The sequence below is a fragment of the Streptomyces jumonjinensis genome, from assembly GCF_009600885.1.
GTDB classification, from domain to species: domain Bacteria; phylum Actinomycetota; class Actinomycetes; order Streptomycetales; family Streptomycetaceae; genus Streptomyces; species Streptomyces jumonjinensis.
Map to the genome: position 1 here is coordinate 17,640 of NZ_VCLA01000197.1, position 16,944 is coordinate 34,583.

Sequence of the window (16,944 nt, forward strand, 5' to 3'; positions counted from 1 at the left end):
CGCGCCACCGGTACGGCCCGTTCCCCGCGCAACCGCCGAGGGGGGACGGGCCGTCCGTATGATCAGCGGCCGATCAGCGGCGCGATCCCTGGGGGCACCACGGTGATGGTCGACGAACACCGGTACGGACGCTGAAGCGCCTCGGCCTCCGGATCCGGGGCCGGTCCACCCCGGCCGCCCCCCCGGCGCGGTCGGCGAGCAGCATGACGCGGTCCGGGGGACCGGTCCCGTACGCACCCCCGGGGCCGCCGTGCAGGTCCGGGTGGGGGCCGTCGTGCTGACGGTCGAGACGGGCGGGCTCGACGCCGAACGGCGCAGCGACGGCCAACTCACCGAGCTCGCCGGGATGTTCGCCGAGCGGGCCCGGCAGATCCAGAACGGGAAGAGCCCCACGGCCCGGATCGGCTGAGCCGCGCCCGGCAGAGCGAGACCGTCGTCCGACCCGTTCGGGTGACGGCTGCGCCGTATCGGCCGGTCCCGGCCGGCCGGGACCGGAGAATTCACCGGGAGTGAGCATCCACAGGGGCCCCCGGCTCACCAGAGGGGCGCGAGCAGGAACCATGCGCCCCCAGCGCACCCCCCTCGTTAAGGTGGCTCCATGAGCACCAGCGCCCCGTACCGGTTCGACCGCAGGCACACCGACGATCTGATGACCTTCCTGGCCGCGGCGCCGTCGCCGTACCATGCGGTGGCGGTCGCCGCCGAGCGGCTGGAGAAGGCCGGATTCCGGCAGGTGTGGGAGACGGACGTCTGGGACGCCTCGGCCAGCGGCAAGTATGTGATCCGGGGCGGCGCGCTCATCGCCTGGCATGTGCCCGAGGGCGCCCATCCGCACACCCCCTTCCGGATCCTCGGCGCGCACACCGACTCGCCCAATCTGCGGGTCAAGCCGCGGCCGGACGCCGGAGCGCACGGCTGGCGGCAGATCGCCGTCGAGATCTACGGCGGCCCGCTCCTCAACAGCTGGCTCGACCGCGATCTCGGCCTCGCCGGACGGCTCACGCTCCGCGACGGCTCGCACCGGCTGGTGAACATCGACCGGCCGCTGCTGCGCGTCCCCCAGCTGGCGATCCATCTCGACCGCACGGTCACATCCGAGGGGCTCAAGCTCGACAAGCAGCGCCATATGCAGCCGATCTGGGGCCTCGGCGAGGTCCACGAGGGCGACCTCATCCACTTCCTGGAGGAGGAGACCGGGATCGGGCACGGCGAGGTCGCCGGCTGGGATCTGATGACCCACTCCATCGAGCCGCCCGCCTACCTCGGCCGCGACCGGGAGCTGCTCGCCGGGCCCCGGCTCGACAATCTGCTCTCCGTGCACGCCGCCACGGCCGCGCTCACCGCCGCCAGTGCCACGCCGGATCTGCCGTACATCCCCGTACTGGCCGCCTTCGACCACGAGGAGAACGGCTCCCAGGCCGACACCGGGGCGGACGGCCCGCTGCTCGGATCGGTGCTGGAGCGTTCGGTGTTCGCGCGCGGCGGTGCTTACGAGGACCGGGCGCGGGCCTTCGCGGCGACCGTCTGCCTCTCGTCCGACGTCGGTCACGCGGTGCACCCCAACTACGCGGAGCGCCATGACCCGACGCACCACCCGCGGCCCAACGGCGGTCCGATCCTCAAGGTCAATGTGAACCAGCGGTACGCCACCGACGGCAGCGGCCAGGCGGTGTTCGCCGCGGCCTGCGAGCGGGCCGGAGTGCCGTGGCAGTCGTTCGTCTCGAACAACGCGATGCCGTGCGGGACCACCATCGGCCCCATCACGGCGGCCCGGCACGGCATCCGGACCGTGGACATCGGAGTGGCCTGTCTGTCGATGCACAGCGCCCGCGAGCTGTGCGGGGCGGACGACCCGTATCTGCTGGCGAACGCGCTCACGGCGTTTCTGCACGGCTGAGAGCGGGGGCGCTGCGCCCGGCAGTGCGAAACATCCGGGAAAGGCCCCGCACGGCAGGGTCGGGCCCATGGTCCTTCTCGGTCAGCAGCACCTCGCCGCCCATCGCGGCCCCTCCCGCCGCAGCCGTGCGCTCGTCCTCGCCGCGGGGCTCGCGGTCCTCTTATCGGGCGGCTGGCTGCTGGCCGACCGCTACGGCGACCGGCCGCCATGGGCCGAGGACGTGGCGTACGAGGCGGGCTTCCTCCACGGAAACCGGGTACGGCAGTACGACCCGACGGGGGAGGAGGCCGCGGAGCTCCTGGCCGGGGGGTGCGAGCGGCTGGCCGCGTCCGGGGACGCGGGGGTGAAGGCGGCGTACGACCCGGGGCGGTGGGCGACGGGCTGCCGGGACGGGGCGGCCGGGAAGCAGCCCGCCGAGCAGGGCCTGCTGGGGTAGCCGGCGGGGGGCCGCGCGCCGGGGCATGGACCCGGCGCACGGCCTCCCGAGGCAATACACCCAGGCGTCAGGCCCCCTCGTCCATGCCCGCCAGCACCAGCGCCAGCCTGCCCTCCCCGTCGTCCGTCACCCGCACCGGAACTCCCCAGTCCTGCTGGTGCACATGGCAGGCCGGATACGGGTTCGCCGGGTCGTCGTCGCAGGACGCCGCCATCGCCGAGACATGCAGCACCCCCTCCCCCACCGCCGCGTCGATCTCCAGCCCGCGCGAGAGGTCGCTGCCCGCGCCCGCCCCGTCGAGCAGCAGCTCCGGCGGGGTCGCCGACACCAGGAGCCGGGTGGACGGGCCGTACCGGGTGTCCAGCTTCTGCCCGGCCGGGGCCTGGAAGACCACATCGAGGCGGAGCCGCCCGGCGGCGATCTCGGTCGCGGCCCGCTGGGTGCGGTGCGCCACGGCCGCCACCCGTACCGCCTCCTCCGGCAGCCGCAGCCGGGTCAGCCGGTGCCGTGCCGACTCCACCACCACGATGTCCTCGCCCGCGAGCACCGCGTCCGAGGGCTCCCGCAGATCGGTGGCGAGCGTCGTCACCTCGCCGCTCGCCGGGTCGTAGCGGCGCAGGGCGTGGTTGTAGGTGTCGCTGACCGCCACCGATCCGTCCGGCAGCGCGGTGACCCCGAGCGGATGCTGGAAGAGCGCCTGGCCCGCCGCCCCGTCCCGGTGCCCGAAGTCGAAGAGCCCGGTGCCCACGGCGGTGCGCACCACCCCGTCCGTGCCGATCCAGCGCAGCGAGGAGGTCTCCGAGTCGGCGATCCACAGCCGGTCCCCGGCGGCGGCGAGCCCGGACGGCTGGGCGAACCACGCCTCGGCGGCCGGGCCGTCGACCAGCCCTTCGTTGGTGGTGCCCGCCGCCGCCCGGACGGTCTCCGTCTCGGGGTCGTAGGTCCACAGCTGATGGACCCCGGCCATGGCGATCCACAGCTTCCCCTCCCACCAGGCCACATCCCAGGGCGAGGAGAGATCGGTCGCCAGGGCGGGCCCCGATGTGGGCGATCCCTGCCACCACTGGCGGCCGGTGCCCGCGAGGGGCGTGACCCGCCCGGTCTCCGGGTCGTACCGCCGTACCGCGTGGTGGACGGTGTCGGCGACGGCCACCGTCCCGTCGGGCAGCGCCGCGAGCCCCTGGGGTTCGCTGAACTCTCCGTCGCCGCCGATCCGGCGGATCACGCTCTCGCCGTCCGGCGCCAGCTCGACCAGCTGATGCCGGGTGGTGTCGGAGACGAGGAAGTTCCCGGAGGGGAGGACGATGGCCTTCCCGGGGAAACGCAGACCGGTGGCGGCGGGCTCGGGCGGCACATAAGGCCCGTCCCCGCGCCGCAGCGTCCCCTTCTCCGCGTGCTCGCGCTCCAGCTCCCCGACCAGCCGGGCGATGGCGTGGGCATGGCCCTCGCCGGCGTGCTGGGCGACGACATACCCCTCGGGGTCGATGACCACCAGGGTGGGCCAGGCCCGTACGGCGTACTGCTTCCAGGTCGCGAGCTCGGGGTCGTCGAGCACGGGGTGGTGCACCCGGTAGCGCTCGACCGCGTCGACGACGGCCTGAGGGTCGGCCTCATGGACGAACTTCGGCGAGTGCACACCGATGATCACCACGGTGTCGCGGTGCTTCTCCTCCAGCTCGCGCAGCTCGTCCAGGACATGCAGACAGTTCACGCAACAGAACGTCCAGAAGTCGAGAATGACGATACGGCCTCGGAGACCGGCCAGCGTGAGGTCCTCGCCACCGGTGTTGAGCCAGGCCCGTCCGCGCAGCTCGGGGGCGCGGACACGGGGGCGGCGGGGAGCAGGTGAGACGGCGTTCATGGCTCCAGGGTGCCACCCCGCCATGAACGGACGATCACGGCCGTACGAAGGAACGCGCCGGGGCGCGGTGTGTCTCCTGGGGGCGGTGTGCGAGGGGGGGCGTACGGCCGCACCGGCGTACCACTGCCGACTCCGGCCGGTTTGCCCCGTTCCGTTCCGCTTCTGCCCTGTTCCGGGGGCGGAAGCCGCTCCCACCGGGGCGCATATACCGCCGGCGTCCTTGTGGGACAGGCTCCGGACGGGCCTACGATCGTCACATGAAAGGACTGCCGGGTCGCCGCCCGGCAGCGTAACTTAACTGCCGAGCCTCCCGTACCGCCCGCCGCTCCTCAACTCGCCGCCGATCAGCAGCCCGCCCAGCCCGCGTCCCGCAGAACCGCCGAGGGGTCCCGTGACCGTCCATCCCAGTCTCCAGAACTACGCCGACGCCTGGACCCACTCCATCGAGGCGATAGCCGAGTTGGTCCAGCCTCTCGTCGAGGGGGAGTGGAACCGGCCGACGCCGTGCCCCGCCTGGTCCGTGCGGGACGTCGTCTCCCATGTGATCGGCCTGGAGACCGAGATGCTCGGCGACCCCCGGCCCATCCACACCCTGCCGCGCGATCTCTACCATGTGAAGAGCGACTTCGCCCGGTACATGGAGATGCAGGTCGATGTGCGGCGTCATCACACCGCTCCGGAGATGACCTCCGAGCTGGAGTACACGATGATCCGGCGCGCTCGTCAGCTGCGTAACGAGAACCGCTCCCCGGACACCCTGGTCCGCGCGCCGCTGGGCGCCGAGCAGACCCTGGAAGTCGCCATGCGGGTCCGCGCGTTCGACATCTGGGTGCATGAACAGGATCTGCGGACCGCGCTCGACAAGCCCGGCAATCTCGACTCCCCCGGGGCCCATATCGTCCGGGACACCCTGATCGAAGCGCTGCCGAAGATCGTCGCCAAGGACGCGGGCGCCCCGCCCGGTTCGGCCGTCGTGATCGATGTGCACGGGCCGCTGGAGTTCCTCCGTACGGTACGGGTGAGCGCGGACGGGCGCGGTTCGGTCGACGGCTCACCCTCGCTGGGGCCCATCGTCTCCCTCTCCCTGGACTGGGAGACGTACTACCGGCTGGCCTGCGGGCGGGTGCGCCCGGCGGCCGTGGCGGACCGGATCAAGGTGGACGGGGACCAGGAGCTGGGCGCGGCGATTCTGGGCTCGTTCGCGGTCACGCCCTGAGGCGGGCGCTCCCTGAGGCGATCGCGCTCCCTGACCTGAGCGCGGAGGAGCGCGGAAAAGCCGAGGAAGCCCCGGGGAGCCCGGGGAGGCGTCCCGGCGGGGGCCTCACGCCGGGAACACGGGCTGCCTCACACCGGGAACACGGACCCCGGGAGCGCGCTCCGTCTCACGCCGGGACGTGCACCGCCTCCACCCGGCTCGCCACCAGCCTCTCCCGTTCCAGCCGCACCGCCCGCCCCCGTAGCCGCAGAATCTGCGCGCACCCCAGCGCCTCCAGCACGAACACGCACGAGAACGCGATCCGGTAGTTCCCGCCCGTCGCGTCCAGCAGCACGCCGATCACCAGCAGCGTCGTCATCGAGGCGGTGAAGCCGCCCATGTTGACGATCCCCGACGCCGTGCCCTGCCGCTCCGGCGGATTCGCCGGACGCGCGAAGTCGAAGCCGATCATCGACGAGGGTCCGCCCGCGCCCAGCACCGCGCAGAGCGTGATCAGCAGCCAGAGCGGCGCCCGGTCCCCGGGGTGGACCAGGACCGCCGCCCACACCACCGCCGTCGCCGAGACCGTGCCGAGCACCAGCGGAACCCGGGCGGCGTGATGGCGGGCGATGACCTGCCCGTACACCAGCCCCACCACCATGCTCACCAGCACCACCAGGGTGAGCAGCGAACCCGCCGACTCCCGGGACAGCCCCTGCGCCTCGACGAGAAACGGCATCCCCCACAGCAGCAGAAACACCATCGAGGGGAACTGGCTGGTGAAGTGCGCCCACATCCCCAGCCGGGTGCCCGGCTCCCGCCAGGAGAGCGCGATCTGTTCGCGTACGGAGGCCCCGCCCGGGCGGCGCGCGGGCGGGGGCGCGCTCCCCTCGGGGCGCTCGGGGTGGTTTCTGAGGAAGAGCAGCACCAGCGCCAGCACCACCGCTCCGGCCGCCGCGCTGCCCGCGAAGGTGGCGGTCCAGCCATAGCCGTCCAGCAGCCGGGCGATGAGGAGGGTGGAGACCAGATTGCCCGCCATCCCGAAGAGGGCGGCCACCTGGGCGATGAGCGGACCGCGCCGCGCCGGGAACCAGTGGCTGCCCAGCCGCAGCACGCTGATGAAGGTCATCGCGTCCCCGCAGCCGAGCAGGGCGCGGGCCGCGAGGGCCATTCCGTAGGAGGGGGAGAGGGCGAAGGCCAGCTGTCCGGCGGTGAACAGCACCGCCCCGACGGACAGCACCCGCTTGGTGCCGAAGCGGTCGACCATCAGGCCCACGGGTATCTGCATCCCCGCGTAGACCAGCAGCTGGAGTATGGAGAAGGCGGAGAGCGCGGAGGCGTTGACCGCGAAGCGGTCGGCGGCGTCGAGACCCGCGACCCCGAGCGAGGTGCGGAAGATGATGGCGACGAAGTAGACGGCGACGCCGATGCCCCACATCGCGACCGCTCGCCTGCCGCCGGGAGGACTCCCCCCGGCGCCGGCGGCGGCAGCGGGGGCGCCGGGTATCTCCGGGCCGGGGCCGCTCACCGGACCCCGCCCCGCGCCAGGGTGCTGAACCAGCCGATGTGCCGGTGGACCAGGGCCGCCGCCCGGTCCGCGTCCCCGTCCCGCAGGGCGTCGAGGATCTCGCCGTGCTCCACCACGTTCTTGGCGATCCGGTCCGGGTGCGCGTGCATGACGGCGACGCCCATCCGCAGCTGCCGGTCCCGGAGCTGTCCGTAGAGCCGGGTGAGGATCTCATTCCCGCCATTGCGGACGATCTCTGCGTGGAAGAGCCGGTCGGTGACCGCGACGGCCGCCAGATCCCCGGCGTCGCCCTGTCTCTTCTGCTGTTCGAGCAGCTCTTCGAGCCGGGCGAGCAGCCGGGGGGAGGCGGGCACGGCCTTACGGGCGGCGTGCTCCTCCACCAGCAGCCGGGTCTCCACGACGTCGGCGATCTCCTGGGCGGAGACGGCGAGCACCATCGCGCCCTTCTTGGGGTAGAGCTTGATCAGCCCCTCGACCTCCAGTTTGAGCAGCGCTTCGCGTACGGGGGTACGGGAGACCCCGACCGCGTCGGCGAGTTCGCCCTCGGTCAGCAGGGTGCCGCCCTCATAGCGGCGATCCAGTACGGCCTGCTTGACATGGGCGTAGACACGTTCGGCTGCGGGAGCGGCAACAGGCATGCACACAGCATAGATACAAGTTGGGTACATCCATAGGGCCCCCGGTCCATCACGCGGTACGGGCGGACCGGTTGAGGATTTCCGGTCAGATCCGCGTCACCCTGACTCATCTTCTGGGGTCGGCAGCGCATCTTTCGGGTTCGATCGCTCGTCCTCATCCCCGGGGGGCCTATGCTCAGCCGTACCCCCCGGACACTGACGGCGCACCCGCCAACTACGGAGCATTTCCTTGATACTCAACAACACGCGCGGTCGCAGAGTCGCCACTGTTGTCCTCGCGAGCGGACTGCTGCTCACCGTCTCGCCGCTCTCCGCGCCTGTCCAGGCCGCGGCCAAGCCCAAGCCGTCCATCAGCGGCGCGGGCGGCTATCTGATGGATCTCGACACGGGCAAGGTGCTCTACTCCAAGGGCAACGGCACCCGCCGTGAGATGGCCAGCACCACCAAGATCGCCACCGCGCTCACGGTGCTCACCCTCAAGGGCGTCGATCTCGACCGCAAGGTGACGATCAAGCAGGAGTACCGCGACTACATCGTCCGCGAGAAGGGCAGCACCGCGGATCTGAAGACCGGTGACAGGGTCACCGTCCGCCAGCTGCTCCACGGGCTGATGCTGCGCTCCGGCTGCGATGCCGCGTATGCCCTGGCCGACGCCCTCGGCAAGGGCTCGACCAGGTCCGAGCGGACCAAGTCGTTCATCGGGATGATGAACAAGAAGGTCGCCTCGCTGGGGCTGAAGGACACCAAGTTCGACTCCTTCGACGGCATTTCGCCGGGCGGCAAGACCTACACCACCCCGAGCGATCTGACCAAGCTCACCCAGCACGCCTTCAAGAACAAGATATTCCGGGCGGTGGTGAAGAAGAAGTTCTACACCGGCAAGGCCCCCGCCGCCAACGGCGGCACCCGCACCTACAGCTGGGAGAACAGCAACACGCTGCTGGGCTCCTACCGGGGCACGGTCGGCGTCAAGACCGGTACGGGCTCCAAGGCCGGACCCTGTCTGGTCTTCGCGGCCACCCGGGGCTCCAAGACCTATGTCGGCGTGATCCTCAACGGCAAGGACCGCTTCAATGACGCCGCCAAGCTGATGGACTACGGCTTCGGCTCCAATGACGCCAAGTCCCTGAAGCTGCGCACGCTGCGGCCGGAGACCTCGCCGAACTGAGGCGTCGTACGAACTGAGACGTCGTACGAGCTGAGACGTCGTGCGACCCGACGGCCGGGGCCCGTGACAGGGAGAGTGTCACGGGCCCCGGCCGTTTCGTGTGCGGGCGGCTGCGTGCGGGCGGCCGTCGGCGTGCGGGCGGCTGCGTGCGGGCGGCTCATCAGGTCCAGGTGATGAGCTTCCTGGGGTTCTCCAGTACGGCGGCGGTGTCCGCGAGCAGCCGGGAGCCCAGCTCTCCGTCGACGAGCCGGTGGTCGAAGGACAGTCCGAGGGTGGTGACCTGACGCGGCTTCACCTTGCCCTTGTGGACCCAGGGCCGGGGCTTGATGGAGCCGACGGCGAGGATCACCGACTCCCCCGGGTTGAGGATCGGGGTTCCGGTGTCGACGCCGAAGACGCCCACATTGGTGATGGTCGCCGTGCCGCCCTGCATCGCCGCCGGGGTCGTCTTCCCCTCCCGGGCCGTGGCCACCAGCTCGCCCAGCGCCCCGGCCAGCTCGGGCAGGGTCATCGCGTGGGCGTCCTTGACGTTCGGCACGATCAGACCGCGCGGGGTGGCGGCGGCGATGCCCAGATTGACGTAGTGCTTCTGGACGATCTCCTGCAGCTCCTCGTCCCAGGAGGCGTTGGCGCCGGGATTGCGCCGGATCGCGACCAGGAACGCCCGGGCGATCAGCAGCAGCGGATTGACCCGCAGCCCGGCCAGGTCCCGGTCGGACTTGAGCTCCTCGACGAGCTTCATGGTCCGGGTCACGTCGACGGTGACGAACTCCGTGACATGGGGGGCGGTGAAGGCGCTGCCGACCATGGCCGCGGCCGTCGCCTTCCGCACCCCCTTGACCGGGATACGGGTCTCGCGCGCCGTCGTCCCGGCCGCGAGGGGCTCGGGCGCCACCGGTGCGGCGACGGCCGGCGCGACCGGCGCGGGCGCGACCGCGGCGTGGACGTCCTCGCGGGTGATGACGCCGTCGCGGCCGGTCGCCGTGACCGAGGCCAGATCGACGCCGAGGTCCTTCGCCAGCTTGCGTACGGGGGGCTTGGCCAGCGGCCGGGCGGCGGTGACGGTCCCAGTCCCATGGCCGTTCAGCTCCGACTGGAGCGCGGCGCTCGCCTGGGCGGCGGCCTGTCCGGGGAGCTGGGCGGGGGGCAGCGGCGGGCGGACCGGGGCAGCCGGGGCCTGGGCCGGTGCCGTCTGCGCGGTTTGCGCGGTCTTGCGGGGGCGGCGCTTGGTGGACGCCTCGGAGACCCCATAGCCGACCAGCACCGGCTGACGACCCTTCGGGGCCGCGTCGGACGCGCCCTCGGCGGCCTCGGCGGCGGGCTCCTCAGCGGCCTTCCCGGCCCCCGAACCCGCACCCGTGCCTGTGTCGACGGCGATGATCGACACGCCTACGTCGACCGTCGTCCCCTCCGGGAAGCGGAGCTCCGCCACCACCCCGTCATACGGAATCGGCAGTTCGACGGCCGCCTTCGCCGTCTCGACCTCGCACACCACCTGCCCGTCGGTGACCGTGTCACCGGGCTGTACGTACCACTTGAGGATCTCGGCCTCGGTCAGCCCCTCGCCCACATCGGGCATCTTGAACTCGCGGATCACAGCGCTTCTCCTCAGTACCCGAGCGAGCGGTCGACGGCGTCCAGCACCCGGTCCAGGCCCGGAAGATACTCCTCCTCCAGCCGGGCCGGCGGATACGGCGCATGGAAGCCGCCGACCCTCAGCACCGGGGCCTCCAGATGGTAGAAACACCGCTCGGTGATCCGGGCGGCGATCTCCGCGCCGGAGCCGTAGAACACCGGGGCCTCATGGACCAGCACCAGCCGGCCCGTCTTCTCCACCGACGCCTGGACGGCGTCGAAGTCGATCGGCGAGAGCGAGCGGAGATCCAGGACCTCGATGAACCTGCCCTCCTCGGCCGCCGTGGCCGCCGCCTGCGTACAGACCTTCACCATCGGCCCGTACGCGGCGAGGGTGAGATCGGAGCCGGTGCGCACCACCCGGGCGGAGTGCAGCGGCCCGGGAATGGCCTCGGTGTCCACCTCGCCCTTGTCCCAGTAACGCCGCTTGGGCTCGAAGAAGATCACCGGGTCATCGCTCTGGATGGCCTGCTGAAGCATCCAGTAGGCGTCCGACGCGTTGGACGGGGAGACCACCTTCAACCCCGCGACATGCGCGAAGAGCGCCTCGGGCGACTCGCTGTGGTGCTCGACCGCGCCGATTCCGCCGCCGTACGGGATACGGACGACGACCGGCAGCTTGACCTTCCCGAGCGACCGGGCGTGCATCTTGGCGAGCTGGGTGACGATCTGGTCGTACGCCGGGAAGACGAACCCGTCGAACTGGATCTCCGCGACCGGCCGGTAGCCGCGCAGGGCCAGCCCGATCGCGGTGCCGATGATCCCGGACTCCGCCAGCGGGGTGTCGATCACCCGGTCCTCGCCGAAGTCCTTCTGGAGACCGTCGGTGATCCGGAAGACCCCGCCGAGCTTTCCGACGTCCTCGCCCATGATCAGGACCTTGGGGTCCGTCTCCAGGGCCTGGCGCAGGGACTCGTTGAGCGCTTTCGCCAGGGGAAGCTGTTGTGCGGCCATGATCAGTTGCCTTCCCCGTCGAAGGACGCCTGGTACGCGGCGAACTGCGCGCGCTCCTCGTCCACGAGCGCGTGCCCGTCCGCGTAGACATTGTCGAAGATCGCCAGCGGATCCGGATCGGGCATGGCCCGTACGGCCTCCCGCACCCGCTTGGCGAGCGTGTCGCTCTCCTCCTCCAGCGCGGCGAAGAACGCGTCGTCGGCGTGGCCCTCGCGCTCCAGATGCGTACGGAGCCGAAGGATCGGGTCCTTGGCCTCCCAGGCCGCCCGCTCGTCGTCGTGCCGGTACTTCGTCGGGTCGTCCGACGTGGTGTGCGCGCCCATCCGGTAGGTGAACGCCTCCACCAGCGTGGGCCCCTCCCCGCGCCGGGCGCGCTCCAGCGCCCACCGGGTCACCGCCAGACAGGCCAGCACGTCATTGCCGTCCACCCGCACCCCGGGGAAGCCATAGCCCTGGGCGCGCTGGTAGAGCGGCACCCGGGTCTGGCGCTCGGTCGGCTCGGAGATCGCCCACTGGTTGTTCTGGCAGAAGAACACCACCGGCGCGTTGTAGACGGCGGAGAAGGTGAACGCCTCCGCCACATCGCCCTGGCTGGAGGCCCCGTCGCCGAAGTAGGCGATGACCGCCGAGTCCGCGCCGTCCTTGGCCACGCCCATGGCGTATCCGGTGGCGTGCAGGGTCTGGGAGCCGATGACGATGGTGTAGAGGTGGAAATTGTTGACGCTGGGGTCCCAGCCGCCGTGGTTCACCCCCCGGAACATGCCCAGAAGATTGGTGGGGTCGACCCCGCGGCACCAGGCGACGCCGTGCTCACGGTAGGTCGGGAAGACATAGTCGTCGTCGCGCAGCGCCCGGCCGGAGCCGATCTGGGCGGCCTCCTGGCCGAGCAGCGAGGCCCACAGTCCCAGCTCCCCCTGGCGCTGGAGAGCGGTGGCCTCGGCGTCGAAACGCCGGGTCAGGACCATGTCCCGGTACAGCCCGCGCAATTCTTCTGCGCTGAGCTGGATGTCGTAGTCGGGGTGCTCTACGCGCTCGCCCTCGGGCGACAGCAGCTGTACGAGCTGGGGCTCGGCACTCTGCGGCTTCTTCGCGGCGCTCACCCGCTTGCTGCTGCGTCGCGGTTTGCGCGCGGCAGTGCTCTCCACGGTCACGTGCGTGCTCCTCCGTCTGTCCGGTCCCCCGGGTTCGCCGGGAGCCTGGGGTCGCCCCTGTCCGAAAACAGGGAGAGGCTCGCCCGTTCCCGGGTCCGCGCACGGGGTGTGTGCGCCGTCCGGGAATCGGGCGTGACAGGCGTCCCCGACGAGACCCTGTCAAAAAGCACGTTACCCAGTGCGGCACATTCCTGCGAAACCCCATTTGACCTGCGATTTTGCTTGGATTTCCAAGTAAATCGAGAAATAGGGGAACAACCCTGGTCACAGCGCTGGTCACGACCTTGCGGGCCGCCGAGGACACCGGCACGTTATCCCGGCCACCCCGGGCACGGGAAGAGCCAGTGTGTGAGACTGCATTCGTGCGCGAAGAAGGAAAAATCACCGTATTCCTGCTGGATGACCATGAAGTCGTCCGGCGGGGAGTCCATGAGCTGCTCTCCGTCGAGGACGATATCGAGGTGGTCGGCGAGGCGGGCACGGCCGAGGACGCCATGGTCAGAATTCCGGCCACCCGGCCGGACGTCGCGGTGCTGGACGTACGGCTGCCGGACGGCAGCGGGGTCGAGGTCTGCCGGGAGATCCGTTCCCGCGACGAGAGCATCAATTGCCTGATGCTCACCTCCTTCGCCGACGACGAGGCGCTCTTCGACGCCATCATGGCCGGAGCCTCCGGGTATGTGCTGAAGGCGATCCGGGGCAATGAACTGCTCTCGGCGGTACGGGATGTGGCGGCGGGCAAGTCCCTGCTGGACCCGGTGGCGACCGCGCGCGTACTGGAGCGGCTGCGGCACGGGAACACCCCGAAGGGCGACGACCGGCTGGCGGGCCTGACCGACCAGGAGCGCAGGATTCTGGATCTGATCGGCGAGGGGCTGACCAACCGGGCCATCGGGGAGCGGCTGCATCTCGCGGAGAAGACCATCAAGAACTATGTCTCCAGCCTGCTCTCGAAGCTGGGGATGGAGCGGCGGTCGCAGGCCGCGGCGTTCGTGGCCCGGATGCAGGCGGAGCGCCAGCACCACTGACCGGCCGTACAGGCGGAGCGCCAGCACCACTGACCGGCCGCGGGTGGCCGGTCAGGGCTCCGGCGGTCGGTGGCATTGGGGCGGGACTTACGTCCCCGTTGACGAGGGGCGGCGGCCCCTTCCCTCACCGGCGGCGTTCATCGAGAGTGGTCCCCATGCCCACCGAGGAACTCCGCGCCATGGGTGCCGTCAGCGGCATCGCCTCAGGCTTCTCCCCGCGTGCCGCCGCGGGTCCGGTCTCCCCCGCCGCCGACGCCGAGGGGCCGTACGCCATGGAGCTGCTCGGCCGCGTCTCGTACGGCCGGCTGGCGACCAGCATGCGGGCCATGCCCTTCGTGGCCCCGGCCCGGCATATCGTGCGCGGCTGCGGGGTGGTGCTCCGCATCCACCGGGGCTTCGGCTACCACCGGGCCTGCAACGGCAGCGTCGTGGCCTATGGGGCGGACAGCTTCGACTCCGGCGGGCGGACGATGTGGTCCGTGCAGTGCACGGGCATGGCGAAGATAGTCCAGCCGACCGACGACGAACTGCTGCTCTTCGGCGACGAGCCGCTGCGCGCGGACGGCGAGCGGTTCGAACCGGTCTATATGCGTCTCGAACCTCAGTTCGCCACCGTCCACACCTTGGACTATCTCGAAGAGCAGCTGAACCAGCACTCTGAGTGATCTATCATTTGGTAAGTGTCGCGCTCATCTGTCATCGCGCCGCCGGTCGGTGCTCTGCTGCGCCGTTACGAGGATCCAGGCGAACCGCTCTCCTGTGAGCGGGTCACCGAGGGGCTCCTCAACCGCGGCTACCGCCTCGCCACCACCCATGGCGCGTACTTCCTCAAGCACCATCTCGACGGCGACCACGAGACCATCGTCCGCCAGCACCGCGCCACCCTGCGTCTTCAGGCGCTCGGGGTGCCCGTCGCCCCGCCCGTCGCGGACGCCCACGGCGACACGGTCGCGGTGATCGGGGGCCACTGCTACGCCCTGCACCCCTGGGTCGACGGCCGCCACCGCGACGGAGCGCATCTCTCCGCGCGCCAGTCCCGCCGCCTCGGCTCCCTGCTCGGCCATGTCCATACCTGTCTGGAACGGGTGATGCACCGGACCGAACGCCGCGCGGACGAGCGGAAGCACGAGAGCGCCGACCCCGGGGAAACCTTCACCCTGATCGACGAGCTGCTCGCGCTGGCCCGGTCGGCGAGCCCCCACGATCCCTTCGACACCCTCGCCGAGCACCGGCTGCAGGAGCGCCGGGCGCTGCTGGAACGGCATGCCGACCGGCGACCGCCCCCGGCGTCGGCGGGCGGCTGGGTGCACGGCGACTTCCATCCGCTGAATCTGCTCTACCGGGGCGCGGAGCCCGCCGCGATCGTCGACTGGGACCGGTTAGGGGTGCAGCCGCGCGCCGAGGAGGCGGTGCGGGCTGCCGCCATCTTCTTCGTCCAGCCCGCCGGGGAGCTGGAGCTCACCAAGGTACGGGCGTACGCACGGGCCTACCGCCGCGCGGTGGGCGCGGATCCGGCGGAACTGGCGGCGGCGGTGCACCGGGTGTGGTGGGAGCGCCTCAACGACTTCTGGATACTGCGCTGGCGCTATCAGCTCCACGACCGCAGGGCCGACCCGCAGTTCGCAGCGGTGTCGGCCCTGGCGGTGTGGTGGACGCGGGAGTACGACGCGGTACGGGAGGCGTTCACGGCCTGACCTGGGGGCTGGGGCCATGCTCCCGGGCCCGGCCCGAGGGCCCGGAGTCAGGCTCCGGGGCCCGACCCGAGGGCCCGAGGTCAGGCTCCCGGCCCCTGCCCTGCTCAGCCGGTCAAGCCCTCGTTCTCACTGCCCTCGGGGTCGCCGGCACCCGGTTCGCCCGCCTCACCACCGCCGGGATCGCCCGGCTCGCCGCCGGGATCGCCCGCGTCGCCGCCCTCGGGGGGCTCACTGGCCGGAGTGGACGTGTCGTCCGAAGGCTCGGTCGGCTCGCTCGGCAACTCGCTCGGCGAGGTGTCGCTCGTCGGCGCCTCCGACGGACTCTCCTGGACCGGATGGTCCGGCGACTGCTGGAACGTCGGCTGCTGCCCCTGGTCGGGCAGGTCCTGGGTCGGCTCGTCCGAGGGCGATTCCGACTCCTTCGGGGGCTCCGAGGACTTCTTCTTCTTCGGAGTCTCCGATTGCGTGGTCTCTTCCTTGGGCGTCGAGGGCTTGTCCTCCCCGGCGCGGAGGGCGAAGGCGACTCCCGCCACCACGGCCACCAGCGCGAGCGCCGCGACCAGCCACACCTTGCTCCGGCCGCGCCGCCGCCCACCGCCCGGGTGGGAGCCGTCGTAGCCCCCGTCGTTCGGGTTCATCGGGGGCAGTATCGGGCCCTGCGCGGTGTCCCCGTGCACGGGGTGGACGGCGGTGGCCCCCGCCATGCCCATGCCCAGCGCCGTGGTGGGCGCCTCGTGGGCCTGGACATAGCCGGTGTTCCAGCTGCCGTTGTGGCTGCCCTGCTGCTGAAGCATCTGGAGGGCGTACTGCACCAGGCCGCGCATCTCCTCGGAGCTCTGGAACCGGTCGTCCGGGTCCTTCGCGAGGGAGCGCATCACCAGCCCGTCCAGCTCCGGCGGCACCACGTCCGACGCCTGCGACGGCGGCAGCGGCATGTCCTGGACATGCTGATAGACCACCGAGAGCGGGGTCTCACCGGTGAACGGGGGCCGCAGCGCCAGCAGTTCGTAGAGCAGGCAGCCGGTCGCATACAGATCGGAACGGTGGTCGACGGCCTTGCCCAGCGCCTGCTCGGGGGAGAGGTACTGAGGCGTGCCCATGACCATGCCGGTCTGCGTCATCGTCGTGGACGCGCCGTGCAGGGCACGGGCGATGCCGAAGTCCATCACCTTGACGGCGCCGGAGTCGGTGATGATGACGTTCGCCGGCTTGATGTCCCGGTGCACGATGCCGTGCTGATGGGAGTAGGCCAGCGCTTCGAGCACTCCGGAGACGATGATCAGCGCCTGCTCGGGCGGCGGGGCGTCCGCGTTGATCAGCAGATCGCGGATGGTGCGGCCCTCGACCAGCTCCATGACGATATAGGGGACGGCCTGGCCGTTCACCTCGTCCTCGCCGGAGTCGTACACCGCCACGATCGCGTGGTGGTTGAGCCCGGCGACCGACTGCGCCTCACGGGTGAAGCGGGCCTTGGAGACGGGGTCCTCTGCGAGGTCGCCGCGGAGCAGCTTCACCGCGACGGTACGGCCCAGCCGGACGTCCTCCGCCGCGAAGACCTCGGCCATGCCGCCGCGTCCGAGGCGGTGGGTCAGGCGGTACCGGCCGTCGCCGACCAGTCCGCCGGCGCCCCAGGAGTCCGCCGCATCCGGCACGCCGCTGCCGGCTTCGGGTTCGGGTGCCATCAGTCCTCGCCGTCGTATCTGAGTATTCAGGAGCCGTGAGGCATCACGCTACAGCCTTCGTAGGACAGCCCTGGCTG

At 71.2% G+C, this 16,944-nt stretch carries 15 protein-coding genes; 8 read left to right on the forward strand and 7 right to left on the reverse strand.

Translation table 11 applies throughout. The features are described from left to right. Positions 1-250: 250 nt before the first annotated feature. The 3 genes from FF041_RS33695 to FF041_RS33705 all read left to right on the forward strand — a co-directional run bounded on the left by FF041_RS33695 (position 251) and on the right by FF041_RS33705 (position 2,333). Positions 251-409, forward strand: a complete 159-nt coding sequence (locus tag FF041_RS33695) for a hypothetical protein (RefSeq protein ID WP_153483114.1) — start codon at positions 251-253, stop codon at positions 407-409. Positions 410-598: 189 nt separating this feature from the next. Next, on the forward strand, positions 599-1,897 hold the full coding sequence (locus tag FF041_RS33700) for a M18 family aminopeptidase (protein WP_153526260.1): 1,299 nt from the start codon (positions 599-601) through the stop codon (positions 1,895-1,897). A 67-nt stretch (positions 1,898-1,964) separates the two neighbouring features. Beyond that, positions 1,965-2,333 carry a hypothetical protein gene (locus tag FF041_RS33705; RefSeq protein WP_153526261.1) on the forward strand — a complete coding sequence of 123 codons (369 nt, stop codon included), beginning with the start codon at positions 1,965-1,967 and terminating at the stop codon, positions 2,331-2,333. 67 nt (positions 2,334-2,400) lie between these two features. Here the strand turns inward: FF041_RS33705 and FF041_RS33710 are convergent, their stop codons facing one another. Then, complete coding sequence (locus FF041_RS33710) at positions 2,401-4,194, reverse strand: NHL domain-containing thioredoxin family protein (RefSeq protein WP_153526262.1); 1,794 nt, start codon at positions 4,192-4,194, stop codon at positions 2,401-2,403. Between the two features lie 391 nt (positions 4,195-4,585). Here FF041_RS33710 and FF041_RS33715 point away from each other — a divergent pair, with 391 nt between their 5' ends. Next, on the forward strand, positions 4,586-5,410 hold the full coding sequence (locus FF041_RS33715) for a maleylpyruvate isomerase family mycothiol-dependent enzyme (RefSeq protein ID WP_323393477.1): 825 nt from the start codon (positions 4,586-4,588) through the stop codon (positions 5,408-5,410). A 166-nt stretch (positions 5,411-5,576) separates the two neighbouring features. Here FF041_RS33715 and FF041_RS33720 read toward each other — a convergent pair whose 3' ends face one another. Together FF041_RS33720 and FF041_RS33725 are read right to left on the reverse strand one after the other, a co-directional pair. Continuing rightward, the gene (locus FF041_RS33720) at positions 5,577-6,827 is read right to left on the reverse strand and encodes an MFS transporter (RefSeq protein WP_153526264.1); all 1,251 of its coding nucleotides are present in this window, start codon (positions 6,825-6,827) and stop codon (positions 5,577-5,579) included. Between the two features lie 86 nt (positions 6,828-6,913). After that, complete coding sequence (locus FF041_RS33725) at positions 6,914-7,555, reverse strand: GntR family transcriptional regulator (protein WP_153483120.1); 642 nt, start codon at positions 7,553-7,555, stop codon at positions 6,914-6,916. Positions 7,556-7,784: 229 nt separating this feature from the next. On the opposite strand from FF041_RS33725, the gene FF041_RS33730 reads away from it, so the two are divergent. Then, entirely contained in the window at positions 7,785-8,723 is a 939-nt protein-coding gene (locus tag FF041_RS33730) for a D-alanyl-D-alanine carboxypeptidase family protein (RefSeq protein ID WP_153526265.1), read from the forward strand. Between the two features lie 160 nt (positions 8,724-8,883). Here FF041_RS33730 and FF041_RS33735 read toward each other — a convergent pair whose 3' ends face one another. The 3 genes from FF041_RS33735 to pdhA are packed head-to-tail and all read right to left on the reverse strand — an operon-like array spanning position 8,884 to position 12,463. Beyond that, positions 8,884-10,302 carry a dihydrolipoamide acetyltransferase family protein gene (locus FF041_RS33735; protein ID WP_153526363.1) on the reverse strand — a complete coding sequence of 473 codons (1,419 nt, stop codon included), beginning with the start codon at positions 10,300-10,302 and terminating at the stop codon, positions 8,884-8,886. A gap of 29 nt (positions 10,303-10,331) precedes the next feature. Next, positions 10,332-11,312, reverse strand: coding sequence for an alpha-ketoacid dehydrogenase subunit beta (locus FF041_RS33740; RefSeq protein WP_153526266.1), 981 nt, complete (start codon positions 11,310-11,312; stop codon positions 10,332-10,334). A gap of 2 nt (positions 11,313-11,314) precedes the next feature. After that, positions 11,315-12,463, reverse strand: a complete 1,149-nt coding sequence (gene pdhA / locus FF041_RS33745) for a pyruvate dehydrogenase (acetyl-transferring) E1 component subunit alpha (RefSeq protein WP_323393480.1) — start codon at positions 12,461-12,463, stop codon at positions 11,315-11,317. A 362-nt stretch (positions 12,464-12,825) separates the two neighbouring features. On the opposite strand from pdhA, the gene FF041_RS33750 reads away from it, so the two are divergent. From FF041_RS33750 to FF041_RS33760, 3 genes are all read left to right on the forward strand, one after another. Then, entirely contained in the window at positions 12,826-13,491 is a 666-nt protein-coding gene (locus FF041_RS33750; protein ID WP_323371552.1) for a response regulator transcription factor, read from the forward strand. A gap of 155 nt (positions 13,492-13,646) precedes the next feature. Beyond that, positions 13,647-14,156 carry a pyridoxamine 5'-phosphate oxidase family protein gene (locus FF041_RS33755; RefSeq protein ID WP_323393483.1) on the forward strand — a complete coding sequence of 170 codons (510 nt, stop codon included), beginning with the start codon at positions 13,647-13,649 and terminating at the stop codon, positions 14,154-14,156. Positions 14,157-14,171: 15 nt separating this feature from the next. Next, the gene (locus FF041_RS33760) at positions 14,172-15,185 is read left to right on the forward strand and encodes a phosphotransferase (protein WP_323371554.1); all 1,014 of its coding nucleotides are present in this window, start codon (positions 14,172-14,174) and stop codon (positions 15,183-15,185) included. A 104-nt stretch (positions 15,186-15,289) separates the two neighbouring features. Here FF041_RS33760 and FF041_RS33765 read toward each other — a convergent pair whose 3' ends face one another. After that, positions 15,290-16,867: a protein kinase domain-containing protein gene (locus tag FF041_RS33765; protein ID WP_153526267.1), complete on the reverse strand. Its 1,578-nt coding sequence runs from the start codon at positions 16,865-16,867 to the stop codon at positions 15,290-15,292. Positions 16,868-16,944 lie beyond the last annotated feature (77 nt).

What these genes read in the sequence shown, in the direction of transcription:
- FF041_RS33755 (WP_323393483.1), top strand. Translation starts at nt 13,647, where the DNA reads ATGCCCACCGAGGAACTCCGCGCCATGGGTGCCGTCAGCGGCATCGCC.
- FF041_RS33710 (WP_153526262.1), bottom strand. Translation starts at nt 4,194, where the DNA reads ATGAACGCCGTCTCACCTGCTCCCCGCCGCCCCCGTGTCCGCGCCCCC.
- FF041_RS33705 (WP_153526261.1), top strand. Translation starts at nt 1,965, where the DNA reads ATGGTCCTTCTCGGTCAGCAGCACCTCGCCGCCCATCGCGGCCCCTCC.
- FF041_RS33725 (WP_153483120.1), bottom strand. Translation starts at nt 7,555, where the DNA reads ATGCCTGTTGCCGCTCCCGCAGCCGAACGTGTCTACGCCCATGTCAAG.
- FF041_RS33735 (WP_153526363.1), bottom strand. Translation starts at nt 10,302, where the DNA reads ATGCCCGATGTGGGCGAGGGGCTGACCGAGGCCGAGATCCTCAAGTGG.
- FF041_RS33700 (WP_153526260.1), top strand. Translation starts at nt 599, where the DNA reads ATGAGCACCAGCGCCCCGTACCGGTTCGACCGCAGGCACACCGACGAT.
- FF041_RS33765 (WP_153526267.1), bottom strand. Translation starts at nt 16,867, where the DNA reads ATGGCACCCGAACCCGAAGCCGGCAGCGGCGTGCCGGATGCGGCGGAC.
- FF041_RS33740 (WP_153526266.1), bottom strand. Translation starts at nt 11,312, where the DNA reads ATGGCCGCACAACAGCTTCCCCTGGCGAAAGCGCTCAACGAGTCCCTG.
- FF041_RS33720 (WP_153526264.1), bottom strand. Translation starts at nt 6,827, where the DNA reads ATGTGGGGCATCGGCGTCGCCGTCTACTTCGTCGCCATCATCTTCCGC.